Here is a 21,434-nt window from a genome sequence, read left to right as displayed (position 1 = left end):
GCTAATGCGCTCGAAGACCGTTCTGCGACTCGCGGCCGGCACCGTCGCCGCCGGCGCCGCCGCCCTTGCCTACGCCTCGCTCGTCGAGCGCAACATGTTCACGCTGCGCCGCTTCGACGTGCCCGTGCTCGCCCCCGACGCCGAGCCGCTGCGGATCCTGCACCTCAGCGACCTGCACATGACCCCGGGCCAGCACCGCAAGCAGCGCTGGGTGGCCGAGCTCGCCGGCACCGACCCCGACCTGGTGATCGTGACCGGCGACAACATGGCCCACGTCGACGCCGTGCCGGCCGTCGTCCGCGCGCTCACCCCGCTGCTGGACCGCCCCGGCGCGTTCGTCTTCGGCTCCAACGACTACCACGGCCCGGTCTTCAAGAACCCGTTCGGCTACTTCAACAAGAACAAGCCCTACGTCCAGGGCGCCACGCTGCCCGCCGAGGAGCTGCGCGACCTGCTGACCGGCTCCGGCTGGGCCGACCTCAACAACGCCCGGACCACGCTCAAGGCCGGCGGCCGCAGCATCGAGCTGGTCGGGGTCGACGACCCGCACGTCGACCGCGACGACTACGACGCCGTCGCCGGCCCGGCCTCGGCCGACGCCGACCTGCGCATCGGGCTCGCCCACTCCCCCGAGCCCCGCATCCTCGACCGCATGGCCGACGACGGATTCGACCTGCTGCTGGCCGGCCACACGCACGGCGGCCAGGTCGCCGTCCCGTTCTACGGCGCCCTGGTCACCAACTCCGGCCTCGACCGCCGAATGGCCAAGGGCCTGCACCGCTGGCCTTATTCCGAGGCGTACCTGCACGTGTCGGCCGGCCTGGGCACGCACCCGACAGCCCCGGTGCGCTTCGCCTGCCCGCCCGAGGCGTCGATCCTGACGCTCATCCCGCGATGACCGCCGCGCCCGCCCGGACCCCCGCACCGCCGACCCCGGCGGCACGCAAGTGGCCGCGCCGCGCCGCCTACGCCGGCCTGGCGAGCGCCGCCGGCCTGGCGGTGCTGCTACCCACCGGCACCGCCGGAGCGGCCTGGTTCCTGGCCGGGCAGGCGCTCAACGTCAACGGCAACCGGGTGTACCCGGTGCGCGTCCGAGCGTTCGCCGGCAACCGGGTCACGCTGACCCGCACGCCCGACACGGCCCGCTCCATCCCGCTCTCGTTCGTCTGGGCCACCGGCCACGCCCGCCTCGGCGCCGTGATCGCCCAGGACCGCACCACGGTCACCCGCGAGGTCACCACCATCACGCGCGGCTCCCTGGCGGCGGGCATCCGGGGGTACACCTCAGGATATGTCTTTGAAGGCGATCCGCTGGAGGCCCGCGGCCTGCCGTTCAACGAGGTGCTGGTCCAGGGTGAGCTCGGCCCGCTGCCCGCGTGGCTGGTCCCGCCCACGGACGGCCCGGCCGACGACACCTGGATCATCGCCGTCCACGGCCGCGGCGCCCCCCGCGGCGAGGCCCTGCGCGCCTTGCCAACCTTGGCCGCCTCCGGCCACAACACCCTGGTCGTGTCATACCGCAACGACCTGGACGCGCCACCGTCCCCCGACCACCGCTTCCACCTCGGCCACACCGAGTGGCACGACCTCCGCGCGGCGATCGAGCACGCCCGCGCGTCCGGCGCCCGCGACATCATCCTGGTCGGCTGGTCCATGGGCGGCGCCACCATCCTCAACCTGCTGCGCCACTGGCACCACGACGGCTTCCTGCGCGCCCTGGTGCTCGACTGCCCGGTCGTGGACTGGATCGAGACGCTGCGCATGAACGCCCGCCAGCTCAACGTGCCACCCGCGTGGACCTGGACGGCGATCAAGCTCATCCAGCACCGCCTGCACGTCCGCGCCGCCGACCTGGACTACCGCCCGCTGGCCACCCGCCTGGACGTCCCCACCCTCATCTACGTCGACCACGACGACCGCACGGTCGCCCCCGGCCCCACGGTCGACTTCGCCCGCGCCGCCGGCGACCTGGTCACCCTGGTGGAGACCCGTGAGGCCGGTCACTGCCGCGGCTGGAACCTGGACCCTCAAACTTACGAGGATCACCTGGCCCGCTTCCTGAAATCGGTATAACCCCAGCTCAGCCCACCCCCATCCAACACGGGGGATACCGAGTTTGCGGCGGCGCGGGCGTGGGCTACGATAAGTCGGCACGCCGGGGTATAGCGCAGCTTGGTAGCGCGCTTCGTTCGGGACGAAGAGGCCGTCGGTTCAAATCCGGCTACCCCGACTCGAAAGAACCACAGCTCAGGGCCGATTTCCTGGAGACAGGAAGTCGGCCCTGAGTCGTCTCTCGGCTCTCCCGGGAGAATTTCGGAGAAGATCTTGCCTGGAGCAGTTCGTCGAGGACCCGCACCGGGGAGCTGGGCCTGATCTTGCGTCAGGCGTCCAGCGCGGCCGGCCAGAGATCCGTCAAGCCGTCCGTGAGCCGCTGCCGCATCGTCCAGGTGGCCTCGTCTGCCGCGGCCGGCGATCACGTCCCGGCTATCGGGCGCTGGCCGTCGTGGAGCACGGCGCAGCGGCCGGAAGTCTCCGCGATCATGCTGTCCCGCCGCCGACACCAACGGTTTTTCATGATCACGGAGTGCTGATGTACCCCTGTGTACCGAAAGTCTCCGGGATCATGGCAAACCCGTGGTGCGGACACCGCGCACATCATGATCACGGAGACATAGGTCCGCCCCGCCCCCGCGCGGATCGGTGGTGCGCCCGGCGGGTGCGACAGCTGCACCGTCCACCGTCCCGCGCGCCTGGGGGGCGGCGCGGCGGGGCGGGGTCAAGCCCGCGATCGGCCGTCGGTGGCGGTCACCAGTCGTCCTCCTCGGGCGCGTGCAAGCGGCGATTGACCTCCGTGAGGTCGAACGGCTCCGGGTCGCTCGGGTCGTCTTCGGACCAGTACTCGACCGGCGAGTCGCTCTTGAACGCGGTGCAGATCGGATAGGTCCGGGCGGGGTCGCGGGCGAGCGTCTTCTCCAAGGTGATCTCGTGGCGCCAGCCCGCGCCGAAGTCGTAGTCGTAGCCGATCGTGCCGCTACCTCCGGCGAGTGCGCTGTGGAGGCGGACCGAGTACTCGTCGTCGGGGCCTTTGAGACCGTAGAACGGGTCGCTGTAGCGGTTCCGGCCCACGGTGAAGGCGTGCAGGTGTTCACCGTCCCAGCCGAACAGCACCTGGATCGCCCGGTGCAGGTCGCCAAGGCTGGCGCTGGCCGGCATCAGCACGCGCCGCCAGATCGGTGGTCGCCATCGGGTCAGGGTGACCTTGAGCTGGAGCACCTGGTCGATGGTGCGCGGCGCGCCGGAGGCGACGAACGCCGTCAGCGCCTCGGCGAGGGCCGTCGCCTCAGGGTGTCCGCTGGCGTGCACGGCGAGCAGGCGGGAGTCCAGATCCGCGCCGGGAACGGTGTCATAGACGCAGCTGAGCGCCTCGTCCGGGCCGGCGCTGGTCAGGGCGCCGGCGGCGTACTCGATCGCGAGCCACAACCGCTCCCCGACCGGTACGTCCGCGTCATCCCAGCCGGCGAGCACCGCGCGGACGTGCGGGCCGAGGTCAGGCAGCGTCGCCGCGCGCCGCCAGGCCGGCAGCGCCGCCTCGCCGATACAGTCCACCACGTCGACCGCCGCCAGCCGCCACGCCGCGCAGGTGCCCGCCGCAGCGGCCAGCAACTGATCCGCCGCCACCTCGAGTGGGCGGGCCAACAGCCATGGCCGCGCCGCCGCCCACCGGGCCTGCCCCTGCGCGATGCCGGCCAGCCTGGCCAGTACCTCGTCGGCCGGAGCATCGGCCTCGATGGTCGCCGGCTCCTCACCCATCAGGTGGACCGCGGCCCAGCGGCCCAACTCGGTGGTCCGTTCCTCGCCGGGGCCGCCGGTCACCATGCCGAACGCCGCGAGGAGATCCAGCAACCCGCGCAAGCGTCCGGTGCCGGCGTCGATGTACCGGTCGGCGGTGATGGAGTAATACCGCTCGAACAGGTTCGGGTTGCCGTACACCGTCGCGTGTACCAGGCGTTCCAGGTCACCTTCGGCGGACACCGAGTCCAGGACCCTCAGCGCCGCCGTAACCAGGACGGCCACGCTGTCCGGAAAGCGCCGGTCGGACTCCGCGGCACACGCCGACCGCAGACCGGCCAGCCATCCCGCGAGTACCGTTTCGTCGTCCAACGCCGGCCACCGGTCCAGCACCGGTCCCGCACCGGCCTTACCCGCATCAACGCTGATCAGCCCCAGGCCCACCGCCATACACCACGGCCGGTGCAAGTCCGGTATATCCGAGGCGGTCCGCAGCCGTGCTGGCACCGCAACAGCCAGCACCGCCCCGGCCGCGGCCACGTCCGGGCGGCGCACCACTCCACCGGCCGTCACCGGCCGGGGCGCCGCACCTATCCAACCGGCGAGCCGGACCGCCTGCTCCGCCACGCGGCAGCCCCGCGCCAGCCCAGCGGCCCGACCGACATCAACCAACCCGGCACCGGCATCCCCGGCCGCAGCATCCACCCGCCGGACCCTACCCGGTCGCACGGTAGGGTGACGGGTCGTGCCGGAGACATTGACCGCCCGGGACCGGGCCGTTGCGCTGGAACAGGATGCGGTGCGGTATCCCGAGGAGCGGGGCGAGATCCTGCTGGAAGCCGCCGACCAGTGGAAGCAGGCCGGCGAACCGGACCGCGCCGTCGCGCTGTGGCATGAACTGATCGACGCCGGGGGCGAGGACGCCGGCTACGCCCGCTACGGCCTGGTCGAGCTGTACTTCGAGCAGGGCCGCGACCCCGAGGCGCACGAGCACCTGAAGGCGCTGGAGGCCGGTCCGGTGGCCGGCGGCCCGGCGGGCCTGGTGGCCGAGCTGCTGGCGGAACGGGGCGACGACGAGGCCGCGCTGCGCTGGTTCGACCGGGCCATCGCCACCCTCGGCGAGGACGACGTGGCGGCGATCGGCGAGCCCGGCGGCAGCCCGTCGATACACGCGCCGTTGTTCTTCGGCCGGCAACGCTGCCGGCGCGCGTTGGGGCTGCCCGCCGACGACTGGGACCGCGTCGCGGACGTGGCCGAGCGGAACCGTCTCGAGTTCGTCCGGCTGCTGGAACGAGCGGCCGGCGCTCACGGCCGCCGAGGACCGGCGGAGGGCACGATGCTGGTCTGGCAGCGGGACGAGCAACAGCGGGCCGCGCGCCGGTGGCCGTCGGTGTTCACACCCGACACCATCGGCAATCACCCGGGGTTGGAGCAGCGGCTGCACCAGCTGACCCGAGAGTCAGGGCTTTCGAAGATCACGCTGATTCTCGGCTCGGTCGACGGGTTCGCGGCCTACCTCGACGAGACCGGCGGGGATCCGGACGAGGAGCAGGTTCGCCTGGCCTATGGCGAGCGGGCACGCGCGGAGGGCCGGCACATGTCGTGGCCGCCGGGCCGGAACGAGCCATGCTGGTGCGGCTCCGCGCGCAAGTACAAGAAATGCTGCGGCGTCCCTCAGAACAGCGCCTGAACCCGCCGGTGAACTGCGTCTGAAGTGCGGCGGTGCGGAGCCCGGCCTAGGCGACCAGGCTCCGTCCGGGGGTACCTACGTCCAGCGCTGCGCGGACCAGCTGCTGGAGCTCCAGTAGTGCCCGCTCCAGTAGTGCCCCGTCCAGCTGCCGCCGGACCAGTAGTGGCCGGACCACGTGTCGTCGTACCACGCCTCGGCCGCCCAGCTCTGGCCCGACCAGGTGGCCGCGGCCCAGGTCTTCGACGCCCAGCTCGTGCCGGTCCAGCCGTCGCCGGCCATGCGGCGGCCCATCCACACGCCGCCGACCCAGGCGTTGCCGCCGCGGGTGGTCTGGGCCCAGACGGCCGGGTTGAAGGGGCCGAAGATGTCGTACTCCCCGATCAGCGGCTGGTTGTCGTGCACCACGTGGTTCGTGCCGCGGGCCGTCTCCAGCGAGCCCACGCCGGCCGACGGGGTGCCGGTCTGCGCGGTGGACGGGGTGGCGGCCTTCACCGCGGCGGCCAGGTTGAGCTCGCCGGCGCCGCCCGCGATCGGTGTCGCGGTCGCCTTCAGCACGGCCTTGACCTGGTCGGGGGTGAGGGTCGGGCGCTTCTGCAGCAGCAGCGCGACGGCGCCGGTGGCCACGGCGGAGGCCTGCGAGGTGCCGCTGCCGCGGAAGTAGGCGTCGCCGACGCGGGCGCCGGGGTACGTCGTGTCGAGGTACGAGCCGGGGTCGCGCAGCGAGACGATCTGCTCGCCGGGGGCGGTGAGGTCGATGTTGCGCGACGTCGAGCGGGAGTTGAAGCTCGATGCCGTGTCGTCGGTGGCGGCCACGGTGTTGTTCACCGAGTTCGAGCCGACCGCGAGGACGAACGGGTCGTAGGCCGGGTTGGTCAGCGACGCGGTGGCTCCGGCGTTGCCGCCGGCGGCGACGACCACGATCCCGTTGCGCCACGCGTTCTCCACGGCGTAGTTCAGCGGGTCGTACAGCGTGATCTGCGTCCCGTCGGTGCCGTACGCGAGGTTGATGACCCGGATCGGGTTCGCCGGGTCATCGCCCCGGTGCTCGACGGCCCAGTCGATCGCGGCGATGACCTGGGACACGTCGACCGCGCCGCCGGAGGCGCCGACCTTGATCGAGGTCAGCTTCGCCTTCGGCGCGATGCCGCGGAATCCGGTGGCGGGGTCGCTGCCGACCATGATGCCGGCCAGGTGCGTGCCGTGGCCGAAGGTGTCGAGGTACCGCAGATTGTTCGACTGCGACTCGAACGAGAGGTCCGGGCCGTTGACGATCTGCGCCGCCGGCAGGCCCGGCACGTTGACCACGCCCGTGTCGATGAGCGCGATGCCGACGCCGGTGCCGTCCGCGCCGCCGGCCTGTGCCGAGTACGCGGTGCCGATGTCCGTCGCGGTGAGGCCGCTGCCGCCGGCGTTCGACCACGCGTCGGCGTGCCACAGCGCCGAACCGGCGTCGTGTGCCGGTACCGGCGCGGAACCGGCCGCCGCCGCCGGAGTGACCGCGACGAGCGCGCCGAGGGTCAGGCCGAGGGCCGCCGCACCTGCGAGGACAGTCCTGTGAGCTGCCACCAGTGCTCCTTCCTGGGGTCCGGCCCGATCGGTACCGGCTCACCCAACATGCGGCCCGGCCTTACGGATAGTCACGCCTCGCGGACGCAAAGGGACGATCGGCGGCCGAGGACGGTCCGGCCGCCGGACACCGACGGCCCGACGCCCTGTCCCCCGAAGCGCCAAATGCCGCCGAACCCCTTCAGCGCGCCCCCGCCGAGGCCGATCAGGCTGGCAATGAACCCGGTGACACTGGATCCAGTCACCGGTGCCCATTCGCGCGCCGCCCTCGACGCGGCGCTGGCGGAGGTCACCGGCAGCAGCCTGCTGCTGTTCGACGTCGACCACTTCAAGACCGTCAACGACGCGTTCGGGCACCTGCGCGGCGACGTCCTGCTGCGCCAGCTCGCCGAGCGCATCCAGGACCTGATCCGGGCCGGCGACGTGCTGTTCCGCTACGGCGGCGACGAGTTCGTGCTGCTGCTGCCGCGCACGGGGCCGGAGGAGGCGCTGCGGCTGGCGATCCGGCTCACCGACGAGGTCCGGGCCCGGGAGTTCGCCGGTACGCCGCCGCTGCACCTGTCGATCAGCCTCGGCGTGGCGAGCAGCCCGGCCGACGGCGCCGACGGCGCGGCCCTCATCGCCGCCGCGGACCGGCGCAACTACCTGGCCAAGCGGCGCGGGCGGGGGCAGGCGGTCGGCGACGACGCCGAGACCGCGCCCGCGCCCGGTGCGTCGCGGCTGTGGGAGCGGGACGCGGCGCTCAGCGCCACCCAGGAGTTCCTGACCCGGGTGTCGGCCGGCCTGCGCGGCGCGCTGCGGGTTTCGGGCCCGAAGGGTGCGGGCCACACCCGGTTTCTGCGCGAGGTCGCACAGATCGCCCGGATTCGGGGCTTTTATCCGGAACTTTCGCCGGGAAAGCGGACCAAAGCCGTCGTCCTCATCGCGGACATCGGCGATCCGATCCCCGACCTGGGCGAAGCCGTGGCGATCGTCTACGCCACGACCGGCCTGCACGACGATGACCCGCGCCGGACCGGGCTGGTCGAGTCGACGGTCGAGCTGACCCCGTGGTCGCCGGCGACGGTGCGGATCTGGCTGCGCATCGCGCTGGCCGGCGAGCCGGATCAGGCGCTCATCGACCGGCTGATGGAGCGCTCCGGCGGGTTGCCGGCGCGGGCCGAGGCGGAGCTGCAGCGCCTGCGCGCGCACGGCGAGCTGGTGGCGGCCGGGAACGGCACCTGGGGCGTGAAGCCGGCCCCGCCGAAACGCCGCAGCCGGCTGCCGGTGCCGATGACCCGCCTCGTCGGCCGCGATCGGGAGACCGCCCGGGTGGCCGGCCTGATCCGCGACGGCCGCCTGGTGACGCTGGTCGGGCCGGGCGGCATCGGCAAGACCCGCCTGTCGCTGGCCGCGGCGGCGCAGGTGGCCGACGAGTTCGCCGACGGAGCGGTGTTCGTACCCCTGGCCGACACGACAAACGCCGGCCTGCTCACCGCCGCGCTGGCCCGCGCGCTGCACGTGACCGAGCGGCCCGGCCAGCACCTCTTCGACACCGTGCTCGACCACCTGGCCGAGGCCGAGCAGCTGCTGGTGCTGGACAACTTCGAGCAGGTGGTCGACGACGGCGCGACGCTGGTCGGCGAGCTGCTGGCGGTCGCGCCCGGGGTGCGCGCGGTGGTCACCAGCCGGGAGCGGCTCGCGTTGTACGGCGAGCAGACCTACCAGGTGCCGCCGCTGTCCGACTCGCCGGCGGTGACCCTGTTCGAGCAGCGGGCCCGGGCCGTCGACGCCGACTTCGAGATCACCGCCGACACCGCCCTGCCGATCGCCGCGCTGTGCCGGCGGCTCGACGGCCTGCCGCTGGCGATCGAGCTGGCCGCGGCCCGCGTCGACCGGTGGACGCCGGACGAGCTGCTCGACCACCTGACCGGTCACCTGGACCGCGACCTCGACGCGCTCGGCGGCGCCGGCCCGCGCGACCTGCCGGCCCGCCAGCGGACCCTGCGCGGCGCGATCGAGTGGAGCTTCGCGCTGCTCGACGCCGAGGAGCAGCGGCTCATGGCCGAGCTGTCGGTGTTCGCCGGGGGCTGGACCGGCCCGGCCGCGCTCGCCGTGACCACGCCCGGCGGGGACCTGGCGCTGCTGGAGAAGCGGCTGGTCGCGCTCGTGGACAAGCACCTGGTGGTGCGCGACGATGGCGACGGGCGGTACCACCTCCTCTCGACGATTCACGCCTATGCCCACCTCCGCCTCGCGGACCCCGCCGGCCCGGCGGATCGGCACGCCGGCTTCTACGCCGCGTTCGCCGAGGCCTCCGCGGCCGGGCTGAGCGGGCCCGAGCAGGTGGAGTGGATCGCCAGGATCGAGGCGGACTACCAGAACGTCCGGGCGGCGTTCGGCCACGGCGACGCGACGACCAAGACCCGGATCTGTCTAGGGCTTTGGCGGTACTGGCGAAACGGCGCCCACATCGGCGAGGGCCGCGACTGGCTGGCGGGCGTGCTGGGCCTGCTGGGCGCCGCCGACGCGCCGGACGACGCCACCCGGGCCCGGCTGCTGCACGCCGCCGCGATCCTGGCCGCGACGCAGGACGAGCACGAGGCGGCGTACCGGCTCGGCGAGGAGAGCCTGCGCCGGGCGACCGCGGCCGGCGACCGGGCGACGATCGGCCACGCGCACAACGCGCTGGGCATCGCGGCGATCGGCGGCGGCGACCACGCGGCCGCCACCGGGCACTTCGGGCAGAGCCTCGCGGTGTGGCGGGAGCTCGGCGTGCCCCAGGGCGTGGCCGCCTCGCTGGGCAACCTCAGCAAGGTCGCGCTGAGCCGGGGCGACACGGACGCGGCGGAGGAGTACGCCCGAGAATGCCTCGACCTCGAACGGGCCGGCGCCAACACCCGCGGCATCCTGCTCGCCCTGGAGTGCGTCGGGCAGGCCCGGCTGGCCCGCGGCGACCTGGCCGCCGCGCGGGCGGCGCTGGACGAGAGCCTGGCGCTGAGCCGGCAGATCGGCGACGCGTTCGGCGCGGCGATGGCGCAGCACCAGCTCGGGCTGGCCGCGCGGGCCGAGGGCGACCGGGTCGAGGCGCTGCGGCTGCTGGTGGCGGCGCTGCTCACCCGGCACGAGGTCGGCGACCGGCTGGACCTCGCGATCTCGCTCGACGTGGTCGCGGCGATGCTCGCCGGCGCCGATCCGGCGCACGCGGCCCGGCTGATCGGGGCCGCGGACGGGCTGCGCGCCCGGCACCGCCTGGCCGAGCCGCCGGACGCGCAGACGCTGCGCGCCGAGACGCTGCCGCGCATCGCCGCGCACCAGCGCGACCGCGCGGCCGGCCGGGCGGCGAGCCTCGACGAGATCGTGGAGAGCGTGCGGCATCTAGGCTCATAGCGTGATCGAGGCGTGGCAGCGAATCTTCCCGGGCGAGGAGCGGGTGGGGCGCGACCTGCTCGCGCGGTGGTCGGAGCCGCATCGGCGGTACCACACGCCGGAGCATCTGGCGCTCATGCTGCGGGTGATCGACGAGCACGCCGGGCTGGCCGACGACGCCGACGCGGTGCGGCTGGCGGCGTGGTTCCACGACGCGGTCTACGCGGTGTTCGCCGCCGACAACGAGGAGCGGAGCGCGCTGCTGGCGGTGCGGGCGCTGTCCGGCCTTGGTTTCTGCGAGGCGCGGGCCGAGGAGGTCGCGCGGCTGGTGCGCCTGACCGCGGGGCATGCCGTCGCGCCCGGCGATCGCAACGGCGGGCTGCTCGCCGACGCCGATCTGGCGATCCTCGCTTCGGAAAAGCCGGACTATGTCCGGTATGCCGCGGCCGTGCGGGACGAATACGCCGCGGTGCCCGACGAGGTGTTCCGGCCCGCTCGTGCCGGGATTTTGCGGAAATTGGCGGATTTGCCGGATATTTTCCGAGTGGTACCGGCACGGGCGGAGTGGACCGCCCGTGCGCGCGCGAACCTCGAGGCGGAGATCAGGACGCTTCTGGATGCTCCGTGACGTTCTGCAGGTAGAGCGGCTCGCCCAGCTTCTCCACCAGCTCGAGCTGCGTCTCGAGGTAGTCGACGTGGTGCTCCTCGTCGGCCAGGATGTCCTCGAAGATGTTCGCCGAGGTCACGTCGCCGATCGAGCGCATGTACTCGATGCCCCGGCGCAGCCGGTCGACCGCCTCGAGCTCGATCTGCAGGTCGGCGCGGAATTGCTCCGGCACCGTCTCGCCGATGCGCAGCGGGTTGAGCCGCTGGTAGTTGGGCAGGCCCTCCAGGAACAGGATCCGATCGGTGAGCACCTCGGCGTGGCGCATCTCGTCGATCGACTCGTGCTTGGTGTGCTTGGCCAGAATCGTGTATCCCCAGTTCTCCTGCATCTTGGCGTGCAGAAAGTACTGGTTGATCGCCGTAAGCTCGGCGGTGAGCTGTTCGTTGAGAAACTCGATGACGCGTGCATCCCCCTGCATGCTGGCAGGCTACGCCCTATCTGCCCGAATCTAGGTGAAAACGGGCAGAGCGTCGGCGTTTTCGGTGTCGATCAGATCCGCGATCCGATCGAGGCACGTGCCGCAGCCGGTGCCGGCGCCACACTCGTCGCCGACGGCGTCCTCGGTGTGGGCGCCGGCCTGGATGATCCGGCGGATCTCACACTCGCGGACGCGGTGGCAGATGCAGACGTACACGCTCGCTCCTTGCTGAGTCTTACCTAAGCAAGGGTTACCTAATCTTTCCGGCTAAACAAGCCTTGAGCTGGTCTTTTTCTTGCCCCGCGATTCGGACAAATGGCGTGGACGGCGCAGCCCGGCGGCAACCAGCCGCGCCACGATCTCCCGCGACGGCACCGCCCTGGCCCCCAGCCAGACGGCGATCCGCGCCCGATCGGCCGGAATGTCGTAATGGTCCCGCTCGAACGCCCGCCGCGGCGCGCCGATCAGCTCCGCGAACGCGTGCAGCTCCGCCGCCGATACGTCGCTGATGAGATGGGCGAAGAGTCGCCCGTGCGCGGGCCACCTGGGGGTGTCGATGTAGAGCACAATCACTAGCGTGCCAGGTATGGATCTCAACTTGGATCTGGTGGACGAGCTGCGGGCGGCCCTGCCTCACGAGGGTGTGCTGACCGATCCGGACCTGCTGCGCTCGTATGAGCACGACGAGGCCGATCTGGTGCCGTTCGGCACGCCCGCCGTGGTCGTGCGGCCCAAGACGACCGGCCAGGTCGCGGCCGTGCTGCGCGCGGCGAGCCGCTACAAGGTCCCGGTCATCCCGCAGGGCGCCCGCTCCGGCCTGGCCGGCGGCGCCAACGCCATCGACGGCGCGATCGTGCTGTCCCTGATCGGGATGAACGAGATCATCGACATCGACCCGCTGAACCGCATCGCGGTCGTCCAGCCCGGCGTGGTCAACGCCCAGCTGCGCCGCGCCGTGGCCGAGCAGGGCCTGTACTACCCGCCCGACCCCGGCTCCTGGGAGCTGTCGACCATCGGCGGCAACGTCTCCACCGACGCCGGCGGCATGTGCTGTGTGAAATATGGGGTGACCAGCGACCACGTCATCGGCCTGGAGGTCGTCCTGGCCTCCGGCGAGGTGCTGCACTGCGGCCGGCGCACCGCCAAGGGCGTCGCCGGCTACGACCTGACCAGCCTGTTCGTCGGCTCCGAAGGTACCCTCGGCGTCATCACGGAGATCACCGTCAAGCTCCGCCCGGCCCCCGAGCCGGCCCTGACCCTGGTCGCCGTCTTCAACACGTTCGCCGCCGCGGGCGCCGCGGTCTCCGCCATCGCCACCTCGGACCTGCAGCCCAGCCTGCTGGAGGTCATCGACCGGGTCGCGTTGAGCGCGATCGAGGCGTACCGCCCGATGGACCTCCCCACGACCTCCGCCGCCCTGCTCATCGCCTCGGTCGACTCGGGCACCCGCGCCCCGGACGACCTGGCCCTGATCTCCACGATGTGCCACGACGCCGGTGCCGCCGACGTCTTCGTGGCCACGGACGCCGCGGAGGCCGATGCCCTGCTGACCGCCCGCCGCCTGGCCCACCCGGCCCTGGAGCGCTTCGCCGCCCAGCTGTTCCCGCAGGGCGGCGGCGTCATGGTGGACGACGTGGCCGTCCCCCGGACCCGATTGGTAGAACTGATCGAGGGCATCGAACGCATCGCCACCGAACACGGCATCGTCGTAGCCACGGTCGGCCACGCCGGCGACGGCAACCTGCACCCGATCATCGTGATCGACCGCTCCGACCCGGTTAGCATGGCCCAAGGCCAGAAGGTCTTCGACGCCATCATGTCCCTGTGCCTGTCCCTGGGCGGCACCTCAACCGGCGAGCACGGCGTGGGCCTGCTGAAACGCGACTGGCTGGCCCGCGAGATCGGCCCGACGGGCCTGAAGGCCCACCGCTCCATCAAGGCCGCCCTGGACCCCGACAACATCCTCAACCCCGGCAAGGTCTTCTAGCCTGGCCGAACGGGCGGTCCCGACTATCCATTCCTCACTGTGATTCCGTTGCGACCGAAGGTCACAATTGCCGTCATGCGAGGGTCGAGGCGCTGGTGGGCCGAGCGGCGGGTCGGTCGGCCCGTAGCGGCGACGGACGCGCCGTTGCAGGTGATGCAATGGTGGTGGCCGATTGTCGTCGTAGTGTCCGTCGTCGCCGGCGGTCTGCTGGCGATGTGGTTGCTGGGGGTGTGGTCGCCCACGGCCAAGGTCTCGGACGCCGACCGGCTGCGGCTGGATCGCATCAAAACCGGCCTCACCGTTGTGGCGGGCCTCGCGGCAGGCGTGACCCTGCTGGTCACACTACGTCGGCAGATGGTGAGCGAGCGGGCGCAGCGATTTGCCGAGCAGGAGGCGCTGGAGCAGCGCACCACCGCCTTGTACGTCGCAGCGGCGGAGCAGCTGGGCAGCGACAAGCCCGCGGTTCGGCTGGCCGGCCTGTATGCACTGGAGCGGCTCGGCCAAGACAACCGGAAGCTGCGCCAGACCGTGGTCGACGTGTGGTGCGCGTATCTGCGGATGCCGTACACGCCACCGGCGGAGCTACTGCTCACCGGCTCTTCGCCGGGTGCGGCCGGAGAGGAGCCCCACGAAGCCGTCGACGCGGAGCGCCGGCAGGAGCTCCAAGTCCGCCGGACGGCCCAGCGGCTCCTTGCGGCGCACGTCAGCCGAGCGCTCGCCGAGGCCGGTGAGGCCACGTACTGGGTCGACGCGAAGGGCGACCGCCTCACCATCGATCTGGCCAGTGCCGTGCTCGTCGACTTCGGTCTTGCCGCTTGCGATGCCGGGCGTTGCGACTTCAGCCGGGCGCGGTTCCATGGGCACACCGATCTAGGCGCGGCGCATTTCCACGGAAACGTCCGCCTGTCCGGGGCTCACTTCCACGGCTCCGCCGACCTGCGCGAGACGCGATTCCACGACGGGGCCGACCTGACCGAGGCGGAGTTCCACGGCCGGGCGGAGCTGCGCGGGGCGGAGTTCCACGGTCGCGCCTCACTGGCGCAGGCGCACTTCCACGCCGTGGCGGAGCTGCGCGGAGCCGAGTTCTACGACGGCGTGGCGCTGCGGGAGGCACAGTTCGACGCCTTCGCCAACCTGCACGGCGCGCGGGCGGGGGGCGTCGCCGATCTCGGCCGGGCGCGGTTTCGCGGTAATGCCGACTTGTCCGAGATGCAGTTCGACGGCGACGCCTACCTGGAGCGCGCGGAGTTCCACGGCAACGCCTATCTGAGCGGCACGCGGTTCCACCGTCGCGCGCTGCTCGGCCAGGCACAGTTCCACGGCCGGACCACGCTGCGCGAGGCGCGGTTCGACGACGAGGTCGACCTGGTAGGCGCCTTGGCGACCGCGACCACGTCGCTGCCCGAGGGCTGGGTGCTGTCGGACGACTCGGGGATGGTGACGCTACGCGAAATCCTCACGGGTGAGCCGGACCGCGGGTGATATGGGTTGCTTCGGAGGTTTACTCACCGATGAACGGGTAGCTTCTGTTCCTAACCGCCGATAGCAAAAATGTAGGCGGAACTCGATCGACCCTTTGGCCAATCTCGGTGGTTATCTCACCCTTTTGTATACGTTCACCATGGTAGATACTGGCACCGTGAGCGAACCGGCGCGCGTCACGACGCAGGCGAGCCGCGACGCTCTCGCGCGCCTGTTGGAAGGCATTCCCGCAGGCAGGCTTGCTGCGGTCGCACAGGACACATTTACGTTCCTGCCGCTGCCCGCCCGGTTCCCCTGGCACGACGGCGGCGCCGTGGTTGACGAGATCGACATGCTGCCGCAGCACGAACCAGGCATTTCGCCGCTATTGCTGTACGCGGCGCGGCTCGCTTACGAGGTAGACGACCTTCGATCTATCGAGATCAATCGGTGGATCGACGCGACGGGCCACGCCGGCGGACTCAGCGACGCGAGACTGAGACGGCTGTTTGTTTCGTCACAGCCCACCCGTATAGAGCATTCCCAGGAGCACGCAAAGTCATCAGCCGAACACGGTGCGACACCAACGTCTGGACGCTACGATCCAAAAACCAGTAATCCGGACATATCTGCGAGTCAGAAGGACGTGATCGTGTCAGGCCAGGGCGTCGCCGACCTTGTCCGAGAAACGCTGGAGCGCTCGGAGGCGCCACGGATCTGGGGCGGCATCCCGCTGCGGAACCCGAACTTCACCGGCCGGGAGACCCTCCTACTGACACTGCAGCGCTCGCTCGAGACGCGATCCAAGGCATCGGTGCTGCCGCACGCCCTGCACGGCCTCGGCGGCGTCGGCAAGACACAGCTCGCGGTCGAGTATGCGTACCAGTTCCAGGATCGCTACGATCTTGTCTGGTGGATCCCCGCAGAGCAGCAATCGCTGGTCCTGCAATCCCTGGTCGACCTGGGCCGGGTGCTCGGCGTGCCCAACACGGAGGACAGCGTCCAGGCATCCTCGCTAGTCCTCGACGCCCTGAACTCCACAGGCCGCCGGTGGCTGCTGATCTACGACAACGCCACGGAGCCGGACGACCTGGCCCACCTCATTCCGTCCAGCGGTGGCCATGTCATCTTGACCTCTAGGAACCAGACCTGGTCAAACGTCTGGGACGCCATCGAGGTCAACGTCTTTGAGCGTGCCGAGAGCATCGCCCTGCTGCGCAAGCGCAGCGACGCCATCTCCCTCGACGACGCCGACCGCCTCGCGCGCACGCTCGGCGACCTGCCCCTGGCCCTGGACCAGGCCGCCTCCTGGCAGGCCGCGACCGGTATGTCGGCGGCGGAGTACCTGGACCTGTTCGAGCAGCATCACCGGGAACTGCTGTCGGAGGGCAAGCCGGTCGGCTATCCGAGCACCATTGCGGCACTCGTGGCGCTGGCGTACCGCGGCCTGCAGCAGACGGCGCCGGCGGTGGCACAGCTGCTGGAGCTGTTCGCCGTGTTCGGCGCCGAGCCCATCACGGTTGACCTCCTACGCCGCGGCAAGCGTGCCGACATCCCGGCGCCCCTCGGCCCGGCCCTGAACAATCCCATCCCGCTCGGGCGGATGGTGCGGGACCTACGCAAGTACGGCCTGGCGAAGGTCGATGGCGAGCAGCGGATCCAGGTGCACCGGCTTTTCCAGCTGGTGCTGCGCGACGAGCTCGGCGAGGACCAGGTGACCCGCGTCCGGCATACCGTCCACCGGCTGCTCGCGGAGGCCAATCCGGGCTATCCCGACGAACAGGAGCACCGTCGCCTGCACGCCGAGATCGGTCCCCATGTGGAGCCGTCCGGGCTCGTCAACGCCGCGTCCGAGCTGGCCCGCCGGGTCGTACTCGACCAGATCCGCTACCTATGGGTGGTCGGCGACCACGAGGGCTCGCGCCGGCTCGGAGAAGCCGCAGTGAGCGCATGGTCCCGCATGACCGGCCACGCGGACGTCGGCCCCGACGGCGAGTTGACGCTCCTGGTTACGCGGCACCTCGCCAACGCCTTGCTCTCGCTGGGCATCAACGAACGCGCCCGGACGCTCGCCGAACAGACGCTCGCGAAGCTACGGGCCAACCGGCAGTTCGGCCCCGATCACGAGCACTCCCTGGCGACCGCGATCACGGTCGGCGCCTGCCAACGGGTGGCCGGTGAATTCCAGCAAGCCCTCGAACTCGATACGGACACCATCGAGCGGTACGGCCGCGTCTACGGCGACGGCGACCCGGAGACGCTGAAGAACCAGGGAAACCTGGCCGTGAATCTCCGGATGCTGAGCCGCTTCAGCGAAGCCTTCGACCTGGACTCGGAGATCGTCCGGACGCTGGAGGAGAGCGTCCCCGAGCAGCATCCGCAATTACTTTTCGCGCAGGCCAATCTCGCCCGTGACCTGTACGGCCTCGGCCGCTATCCGGAGGCACTCGACCTCCAGGAGCGCATCCTGCCCACCTACCGCCAGGTGATGCCGAATCCCAAGCACCCCAACATCCTGTGGGCCTCCCGGACTCTCGCCATTTCCTTGCGCAAGAACGGCCGGTACGACGACGCGGTCAAGATCGCGCGCGAGAATTACCGGGACTGCGCCGCCCGGTACGGACAGGATCACCAGCATTCCCTCGCGGCCACCATGACCTACGCCAATACGTTGCGGGTGGTCGGCGATCTCGGGGAGGCCCGGGGGCTTGCTGTCGACGCGGTGGAACGGTATCGGGCAATCTTCGGCGACAAGCATCCGCTGTCACTGACGGCGGCGATCAACCTCGCGATTCTCCGGCGCGCCATGAACGACGTGGAAGGCGCCCGCCAACTTGATGAGTCGACACACTCCGTCATGGTGGGAACGCTCGGCCTTGAGCACGGATACACGCTCTGCGCCGCCAACAACCTGGCCAACGATCTGGCACTGGCCGGTGACGCGGCAGGTGCCCGGCGGCTCTCCGCGGAAACGCTGGATATCTCGCGGCGCTCTCGCGGCCCGCAGCATCCCTATACCCTGCTTTGCGCCGTCAACGCCGCCTTCGATCTCTTGGCGAAGGGCGACACCGACAGCGGCAGAAACGAACTGGCGTCAGCCGTCGACGCGCTCTCCGGGGTGCTCGGGCCCGGACACCCCGAGACCCTCGACGCCCGCCGGGGCAAGCGCGCCGAGTGTGACATCGAGCCGCCGCCCACCTGATTCGTCCGCGCCGGGACTCGGCTCAGCCGGAGCATTGCCGAACGCAGCATAGTAGTTCTCCCCCTTCAGGTCTTTCACCGCTCGACGGACGGCGTTGGCCAAAGCGTCGGACCGCATCAGCAGCCGAATCGACAGGGCAGCAACGTCGGGCGGCGCGCCGTGCGAATCCGAGTACGATGCAGGATCATCGATCATGAATGGCCTCCAACGGCCGCAGTAATCGGACCGATCCGACGATCGACCGCGACGGCGACCGTGGATTGCGACGGCGGCCCACACGATCAGGGCGACCGGCGCCGTGGAGATCCGGGCGCACCCTCGGCCTCCCCGGTTTCCAACTACCACGATACGTTGGCATACACCGCTTTCCCAACCCGCGCGGAGCCCGGGTCGGTAAGGTTCTAAACGGGAGTCGGGCTACTTCCGTGGGCGGCGTAGACGGATTGCCCGGCCTGCTCGGCTACCCGCCGTGCGGCATGCGCGAGTGCGGAATCGTCGTGGGACAGCAACTCCGCAATTGATCGGCCAGCGACGTCAGGTAACTTGTCGACGGGTGTATGCGACTTCTCGTCGATCGCACGAACGACGACGCTGTCGCCGGGCTCCAGCATAAAGCTTCCTTTCGAGCCGAGAATTCCTCACCGAGTCACACGATATGGTGCAAGGGCAGTCGTGCGCCGCACTTGTCCGATACCGCGCCCACGAGAGTCTCGCAGACGCGGCGGATGAACCGACGGGTAGGCCGCGCTAAGACCCGAGGTTCTTCTCCCACACAGCCCGGCGTTGCTTCAACGCAGCACGCGCGCCTGCTACTGCGGCATCCGGTACTGGCTCGGCGAGTAGCCGGTCGACCGTGGCCCGCATGCCCGCGGTGAGGCTTCGTCCGTCGCTGGTCAGTTCCCCCGACGACTCAAGCGCCTCGAGCCCGACCCGGACCTGTTCCCGCGCCGTGGCGAATTGTGTCGTCGCGACCTCGGCGAGCCCGGGGGCAGCACGCAGGGCCCGCCATACGTCCGCAACTCCGAGAAATGCGTAGACGCCCTGGATGAGACCGGCCGTTGGACGGGAATCGGATCGCCATGGGGCGAAGTGGCGTTCGGTGCCGCCCGGCTCATACAGCCTGACCAGGTGCTCGACGGCGGTCATCTTGGAGTGCTGGAACTCATGCACCATCGTGATGGCGAGGTCCGGGGGTGAGGCCGGACGGGTCAGACCGAGTGCGGCGACCGAATCGTTGGCGGTGGCGCTACGCGCCGCCCCGTCGCCTTGGTCGATCAGGGGCACCAGCACCCGCAGCCCGGTCGCGAGTTCCGCCGCACGATCCGGCAGATGCCGACCGAGCAACTCCCACGCCTGCGCGAAGAGTGCCTGCCAACGGCGGAAATCGCCGGGACTCAGCCGGTCGGCCGCCGGAGCATGATAGCGATCGCGGTAGGGGTCCCCGTCGTCCAGCCGGACCGCGATGCCGCGGCCGTCACAGCATCCAGAGAGTTCACGCAGGGCGCTCCAGCGGTCGCCACCCTCTCGGGCCATGACCGCCATTTCGCCCATCGGCCCTGACACCGTTACGCCGCTGTCTGACACGATGATGGCAACCGGAGCGTTCACGTTGGCGGAAAGAACGATGGCGCCGAGGGCCGGTAACGCGATCCGGCCGTTCCTCGCGTAGGCCGTTACCCTGCCCTCGACCCCGCAGCTGAGCGCGGCGCTGGCCGCGACGGCGCCGAGATGCAGCAGGTCCGGCGCAAGCGACTCGGCCCCGTCGCTCGCATCTCGCAGCCGACGCGTGATGTGTCCGAGCCAGGCTCCCACCATCGGATCGCTCAGCAGTCGCCCGAACGCGTCCGGCGCTTGCCGCTGGGCCCGATCGAGAACTTCGATCGCGACATGCAGATCCTGCAGCCGGCCAACCCAGCAATCGCTGACGAACCTCAGCAGAAGTAGGTGCCGACTCAGTCGGCTGGCGTCGAGCTCCAGGATCGCGGCCCTCCCACCGAGACCGGCGGCCAGGTCCGCAAACGCTCCATCAGCGAGCTGGTGATAACGCATCATGACGGCTGCAGCGCAGAGAGCCGGTGCAGGTCAGCCGTCATCCGGCCGCTGATGTGACGGATGAGCCGCAGCATGTCCGCGCAGTAGATCGACGGGTTACGGAATCCCGTTCCTGGCCGGTACCGATGGGCGTAGTGACCACCGCCGCAAACGGCGTGCACCGGGCATGCCAGGCAAGTCTCACAGAGCGCCGCTATACCGATCTGCCGGGCAACGACGCCGGGATGCGCGAGCGCGGCATCCAGCGGGTCGGTGAAGACGGAACGACCGGTTGCGCAGGCATTCGGGTACGACGACTTCAGGGAGTCAACCTGTTCGATCGCCCCGTCGGTCTCCACCACCAGGACGGCGACCGGGCTGAGCCCCACCTGCTCCGAACGGCTCGCGCCGCCCAGCAGGATCGTCATGATGTCCTCGAACAGCCGCACGCCTGTCTCTTGCCGAGGCGCCGCATACCAGCGCTCAAACACCGCGATCAACCAATCGGCGTAAGGCGTCGGGCCCGTGGACCGGTCGGGTGGCGTCGCCCAGTTGGCATGCGGGAGCAACAGGTCGAGCGTGGGCGGGGCGTATTCGAGCAGCGCTTCGTAGCACGCTATGGGGTCGGTTCCCGGATCGATCGTGCAGAGCAGGCCCGCAAAGGCGTTCCGGTGTTCCGGCGCGGTCAGCAGTCGCAGTGCCCGGGCGACGGCAGCGTGACTGCCGCGCCCGTCCGGCCGCCGGCGACGCCGATCATTGGCCTCGGGCGTGCCGTCCAGGCTCACGCCCACGCGCACGTCGCGGGACAGAAGCACGGCGAGCGTCCGCTCGTCGAGCAGAACGCCATTGGTCTGTATCACGACGTCGAGCCGGCATCCACCCGAGAAGGCCGCACGGAAGTCGTCGACCAGTTCGGCGAGCCGGTCGACGCCGGGCAGCAGCGGCTCACCGCCGTGCAGCACCAGCCGCATTGACGGCAGTGCGTGCAGCGCGGCGTGCTCGGCCATCCGCCTCGCGGCCGTACGCCAGGTGCGGCGCTCCATCACCAGCGGTCGATCGCGCCAGCTCTGGTCGGCCATGGTGTACACGTAGCAGTAGTCGCAGGCCAGGTTGCAGCGCTGGTGGACCTTCAGCACCACATCGCGAATCGGTATGGGTTGCCAGCCCTGCGCCAGCAGCGCCTCGACATCGAGATCGCGGTGCGGCCAAGCCGGCGGCTCGCTGACGATCGGCAGTACAGGCATGCGCTGGGTCGGCATCCGGCCTACTCTCCCG

General features: G+C 70.7%; 15 protein-coding genes and 1 tRNA gene. 9 read left to right on the top strand and 7 right to left on the bottom strand.

Going from position 1 to position 21,434, the window contains the following annotated elements:
* Nucleotides 1-4: 4 nt before the first annotated feature.
* The 3 genes from ACQPXD_RS02425 (at nucleotide 5) to ACQPXD_RS02415 (ending at nucleotide 2,230) form a co-directional block, all read left to right on the top strand.
* Complete coding sequence (locus ACQPXD_RS02425; RefSeq protein ID WP_432834375.1) at nucleotides 5-898, top strand: metallophosphoesterase; 894 nt, start codon at nucleotides 5-7, stop codon at nucleotides 896-898.
* On the top strand, nucleotides 895-2,073 hold the full coding sequence (locus ACQPXD_RS02420) for an alpha/beta hydrolase family protein (RefSeq protein ID WP_432834373.1): 1,179 nt from the start codon (nucleotides 895-897) through the stop codon (nucleotides 2,071-2,073). Before ACQPXD_RS02425 ends, ACQPXD_RS02420 begins: the two co-directional genes overlap by 4 nt.
* A gap of 83 nt (nucleotides 2,074-2,156) precedes the next feature.
* Nucleotides 2,157-2,230 (top strand) — tRNA-Pro (locus ACQPXD_RS02415).
* Between the two features lie 575 nt (nucleotides 2,231-2,805).
* Here ACQPXD_RS02415 and ACQPXD_RS02410 read toward each other — a convergent pair.
* Nucleotides 2,806-4,233, bottom strand: a complete 1,428-nt coding sequence (locus ACQPXD_RS02410; RefSeq protein WP_432834371.1) for a plasmid pRiA4b ORF-3 family protein — start codon at nucleotides 4,231-4,233, stop codon at nucleotides 2,806-2,808.
* Between the two features lie 301 nt (nucleotides 4,234-4,534).
* Between ACQPXD_RS02410 and ACQPXD_RS02405 the strand changes: the two genes are divergently transcribed.
* Nucleotides 4,535-5,479 (top strand): SEC-C metal-binding domain-containing protein, encoded by a 945-nt coding sequence (locus ACQPXD_RS02405; protein WP_432834369.1) that lies wholly within the window; start codon nucleotides 4,535-4,537, stop codon nucleotides 5,477-5,479.
* 75 nt (nucleotides 5,480-5,554) lie between these two features.
* Here the strand turns inward: ACQPXD_RS02405 and ACQPXD_RS02400 are convergent, their stop codons facing one another.
* Nucleotides 5,555-7,045, bottom strand: coding sequence for a S8 family serine peptidase (locus tag ACQPXD_RS02400; protein WP_432834367.1), 1,491 nt, complete (start codon nucleotides 7,043-7,045; stop codon nucleotides 5,555-5,557).
* 225 nt (nucleotides 7,046-7,270) lie between these two features.
* Here ACQPXD_RS02400 and ACQPXD_RS02395 point away from each other — a divergent pair, with 225 nt between their 5' ends.
* Both ACQPXD_RS02395 and ACQPXD_RS02390 read left to right on the top strand, forming a co-directional pair.
* Nucleotides 7,271-10,414 (top strand): diguanylate cyclase, encoded by a 3,144-nt coding sequence (locus ACQPXD_RS02395; RefSeq protein WP_432834364.1) that lies wholly within the window; start codon nucleotides 7,271-7,273, stop codon nucleotides 10,412-10,414.
* Between the two features lies 1 nt (nucleotide 10,415).
* Complete coding sequence (locus ACQPXD_RS02390; RefSeq protein WP_432834362.1) at nucleotides 10,416-11,021, top strand: HD domain-containing protein; 606 nt, start codon at nucleotides 10,416-10,418, stop codon at nucleotides 11,019-11,021.
* Here the strand turns inward: ACQPXD_RS02390 and bfr are convergent.
* The 3 genes from bfr to ACQPXD_RS02375 are packed head-to-tail and all read right to left on the bottom strand — an operon-like array spanning nucleotide 10,996 to nucleotide 12,045.
* Entirely contained in the window at nucleotides 10,996-11,478 is a 483-nt protein-coding gene (gene bfr, locus ACQPXD_RS02385; protein WP_432834360.1) for a bacterioferritin, read from the bottom strand. The genes ACQPXD_RS02390 and bfr overlap by 26 nt on opposite strands.
* Before the next feature lie 30 nt (nucleotides 11,479-11,508).
* Nucleotides 11,509-11,694 (bottom strand): (2Fe-2S)-binding protein, encoded by a 186-nt coding sequence (locus ACQPXD_RS02380; RefSeq protein WP_432834358.1) that lies wholly within the window; start codon nucleotides 11,692-11,694, stop codon nucleotides 11,509-11,511.
* A gap of 51 nt (nucleotides 11,695-11,745) precedes the next feature.
* Nucleotides 11,746-12,045: a DUF4031 domain-containing protein gene (locus ACQPXD_RS02375; RefSeq protein ID WP_432834356.1), complete on the bottom strand. Its 300-nt coding sequence runs from the start codon at nucleotides 12,043-12,045 to the stop codon at nucleotides 11,746-11,748.
* A 19-nt stretch (nucleotides 12,046-12,064) separates the two neighbouring features.
* Between ACQPXD_RS02375 and ACQPXD_RS02370 the strand changes: the two genes are divergently transcribed.
* The 3 genes from ACQPXD_RS02370 to fxsT all read left to right on the top strand — a co-directional run bounded on the left by ACQPXD_RS02370 (nucleotide 12,065) and on the right by fxsT (nucleotide 18,128).
* A complete protein-coding gene (locus tag ACQPXD_RS02370) occupies nucleotides 12,065-13,465 on the top strand; it encodes an FAD-binding oxidoreductase (RefSeq protein WP_432834354.1) in 1,401 nt (466 codons plus the stop codon).
* A 75-nt stretch (nucleotides 13,466-13,540) separates the two neighbouring features.
* Nucleotides 13,541-14,947, top strand: coding sequence for a pentapeptide repeat-containing protein (locus ACQPXD_RS02365; RefSeq protein WP_432834352.1), 1,407 nt, complete (start codon nucleotides 13,541-13,543; stop codon nucleotides 14,945-14,947).
* 157 nt (nucleotides 14,948-15,104) lie between these two features.
* On the top strand, nucleotides 15,105-18,128 hold the full coding sequence (fxsT, locus tag ACQPXD_RS02360; RefSeq protein ID WP_432834350.1) for an FxSxx-COOH system tetratricopeptide repeat protein: 3,024 nt from the start codon (nucleotides 15,105-15,107) through the stop codon (nucleotides 18,126-18,128).
* Between the two features lie 747 nt (nucleotides 18,129-18,875).
* Here the strand turns inward: fxsT and ACQPXD_RS02355 are convergent.
* Both ACQPXD_RS02355 and ACQPXD_RS02350 read right to left on the bottom strand, forming a co-directional pair.
* On the bottom strand, nucleotides 18,876-20,180 hold the full coding sequence (locus ACQPXD_RS02355; protein ID WP_432834348.1) for an HEXXH motif domain-containing protein: 1,305 nt from the start codon (nucleotides 20,178-20,180) through the stop codon (nucleotides 18,876-18,878).
* Entirely contained in the window at nucleotides 20,177-21,418 is a 1,242-nt protein-coding gene (locus ACQPXD_RS02350) for an FxsB family cyclophane-forming radical SAM/SPASM peptide maturase (RefSeq protein WP_432834346.1), read from the bottom strand. Before ACQPXD_RS02350 ends, ACQPXD_RS02355 begins: the two co-directional genes overlap by 4 nt.
* Between the last annotated feature and the right edge of the window lie 16 nt (nucleotides 21,419-21,434).

It is taken from the genome of Dactylosporangium sp. CA-092794 (assembly GCF_050948465.1).
In the GTDB taxonomy this organism is placed as follows: Bacteria; Actinomycetota; Actinomycetes; order Mycobacteriales; family Micromonosporaceae; genus Dactylosporangium.
Note: the sequence above shows the minus strand (reverse complement) of the source record. Positions and strands in the feature narration are given on the sequence as shown.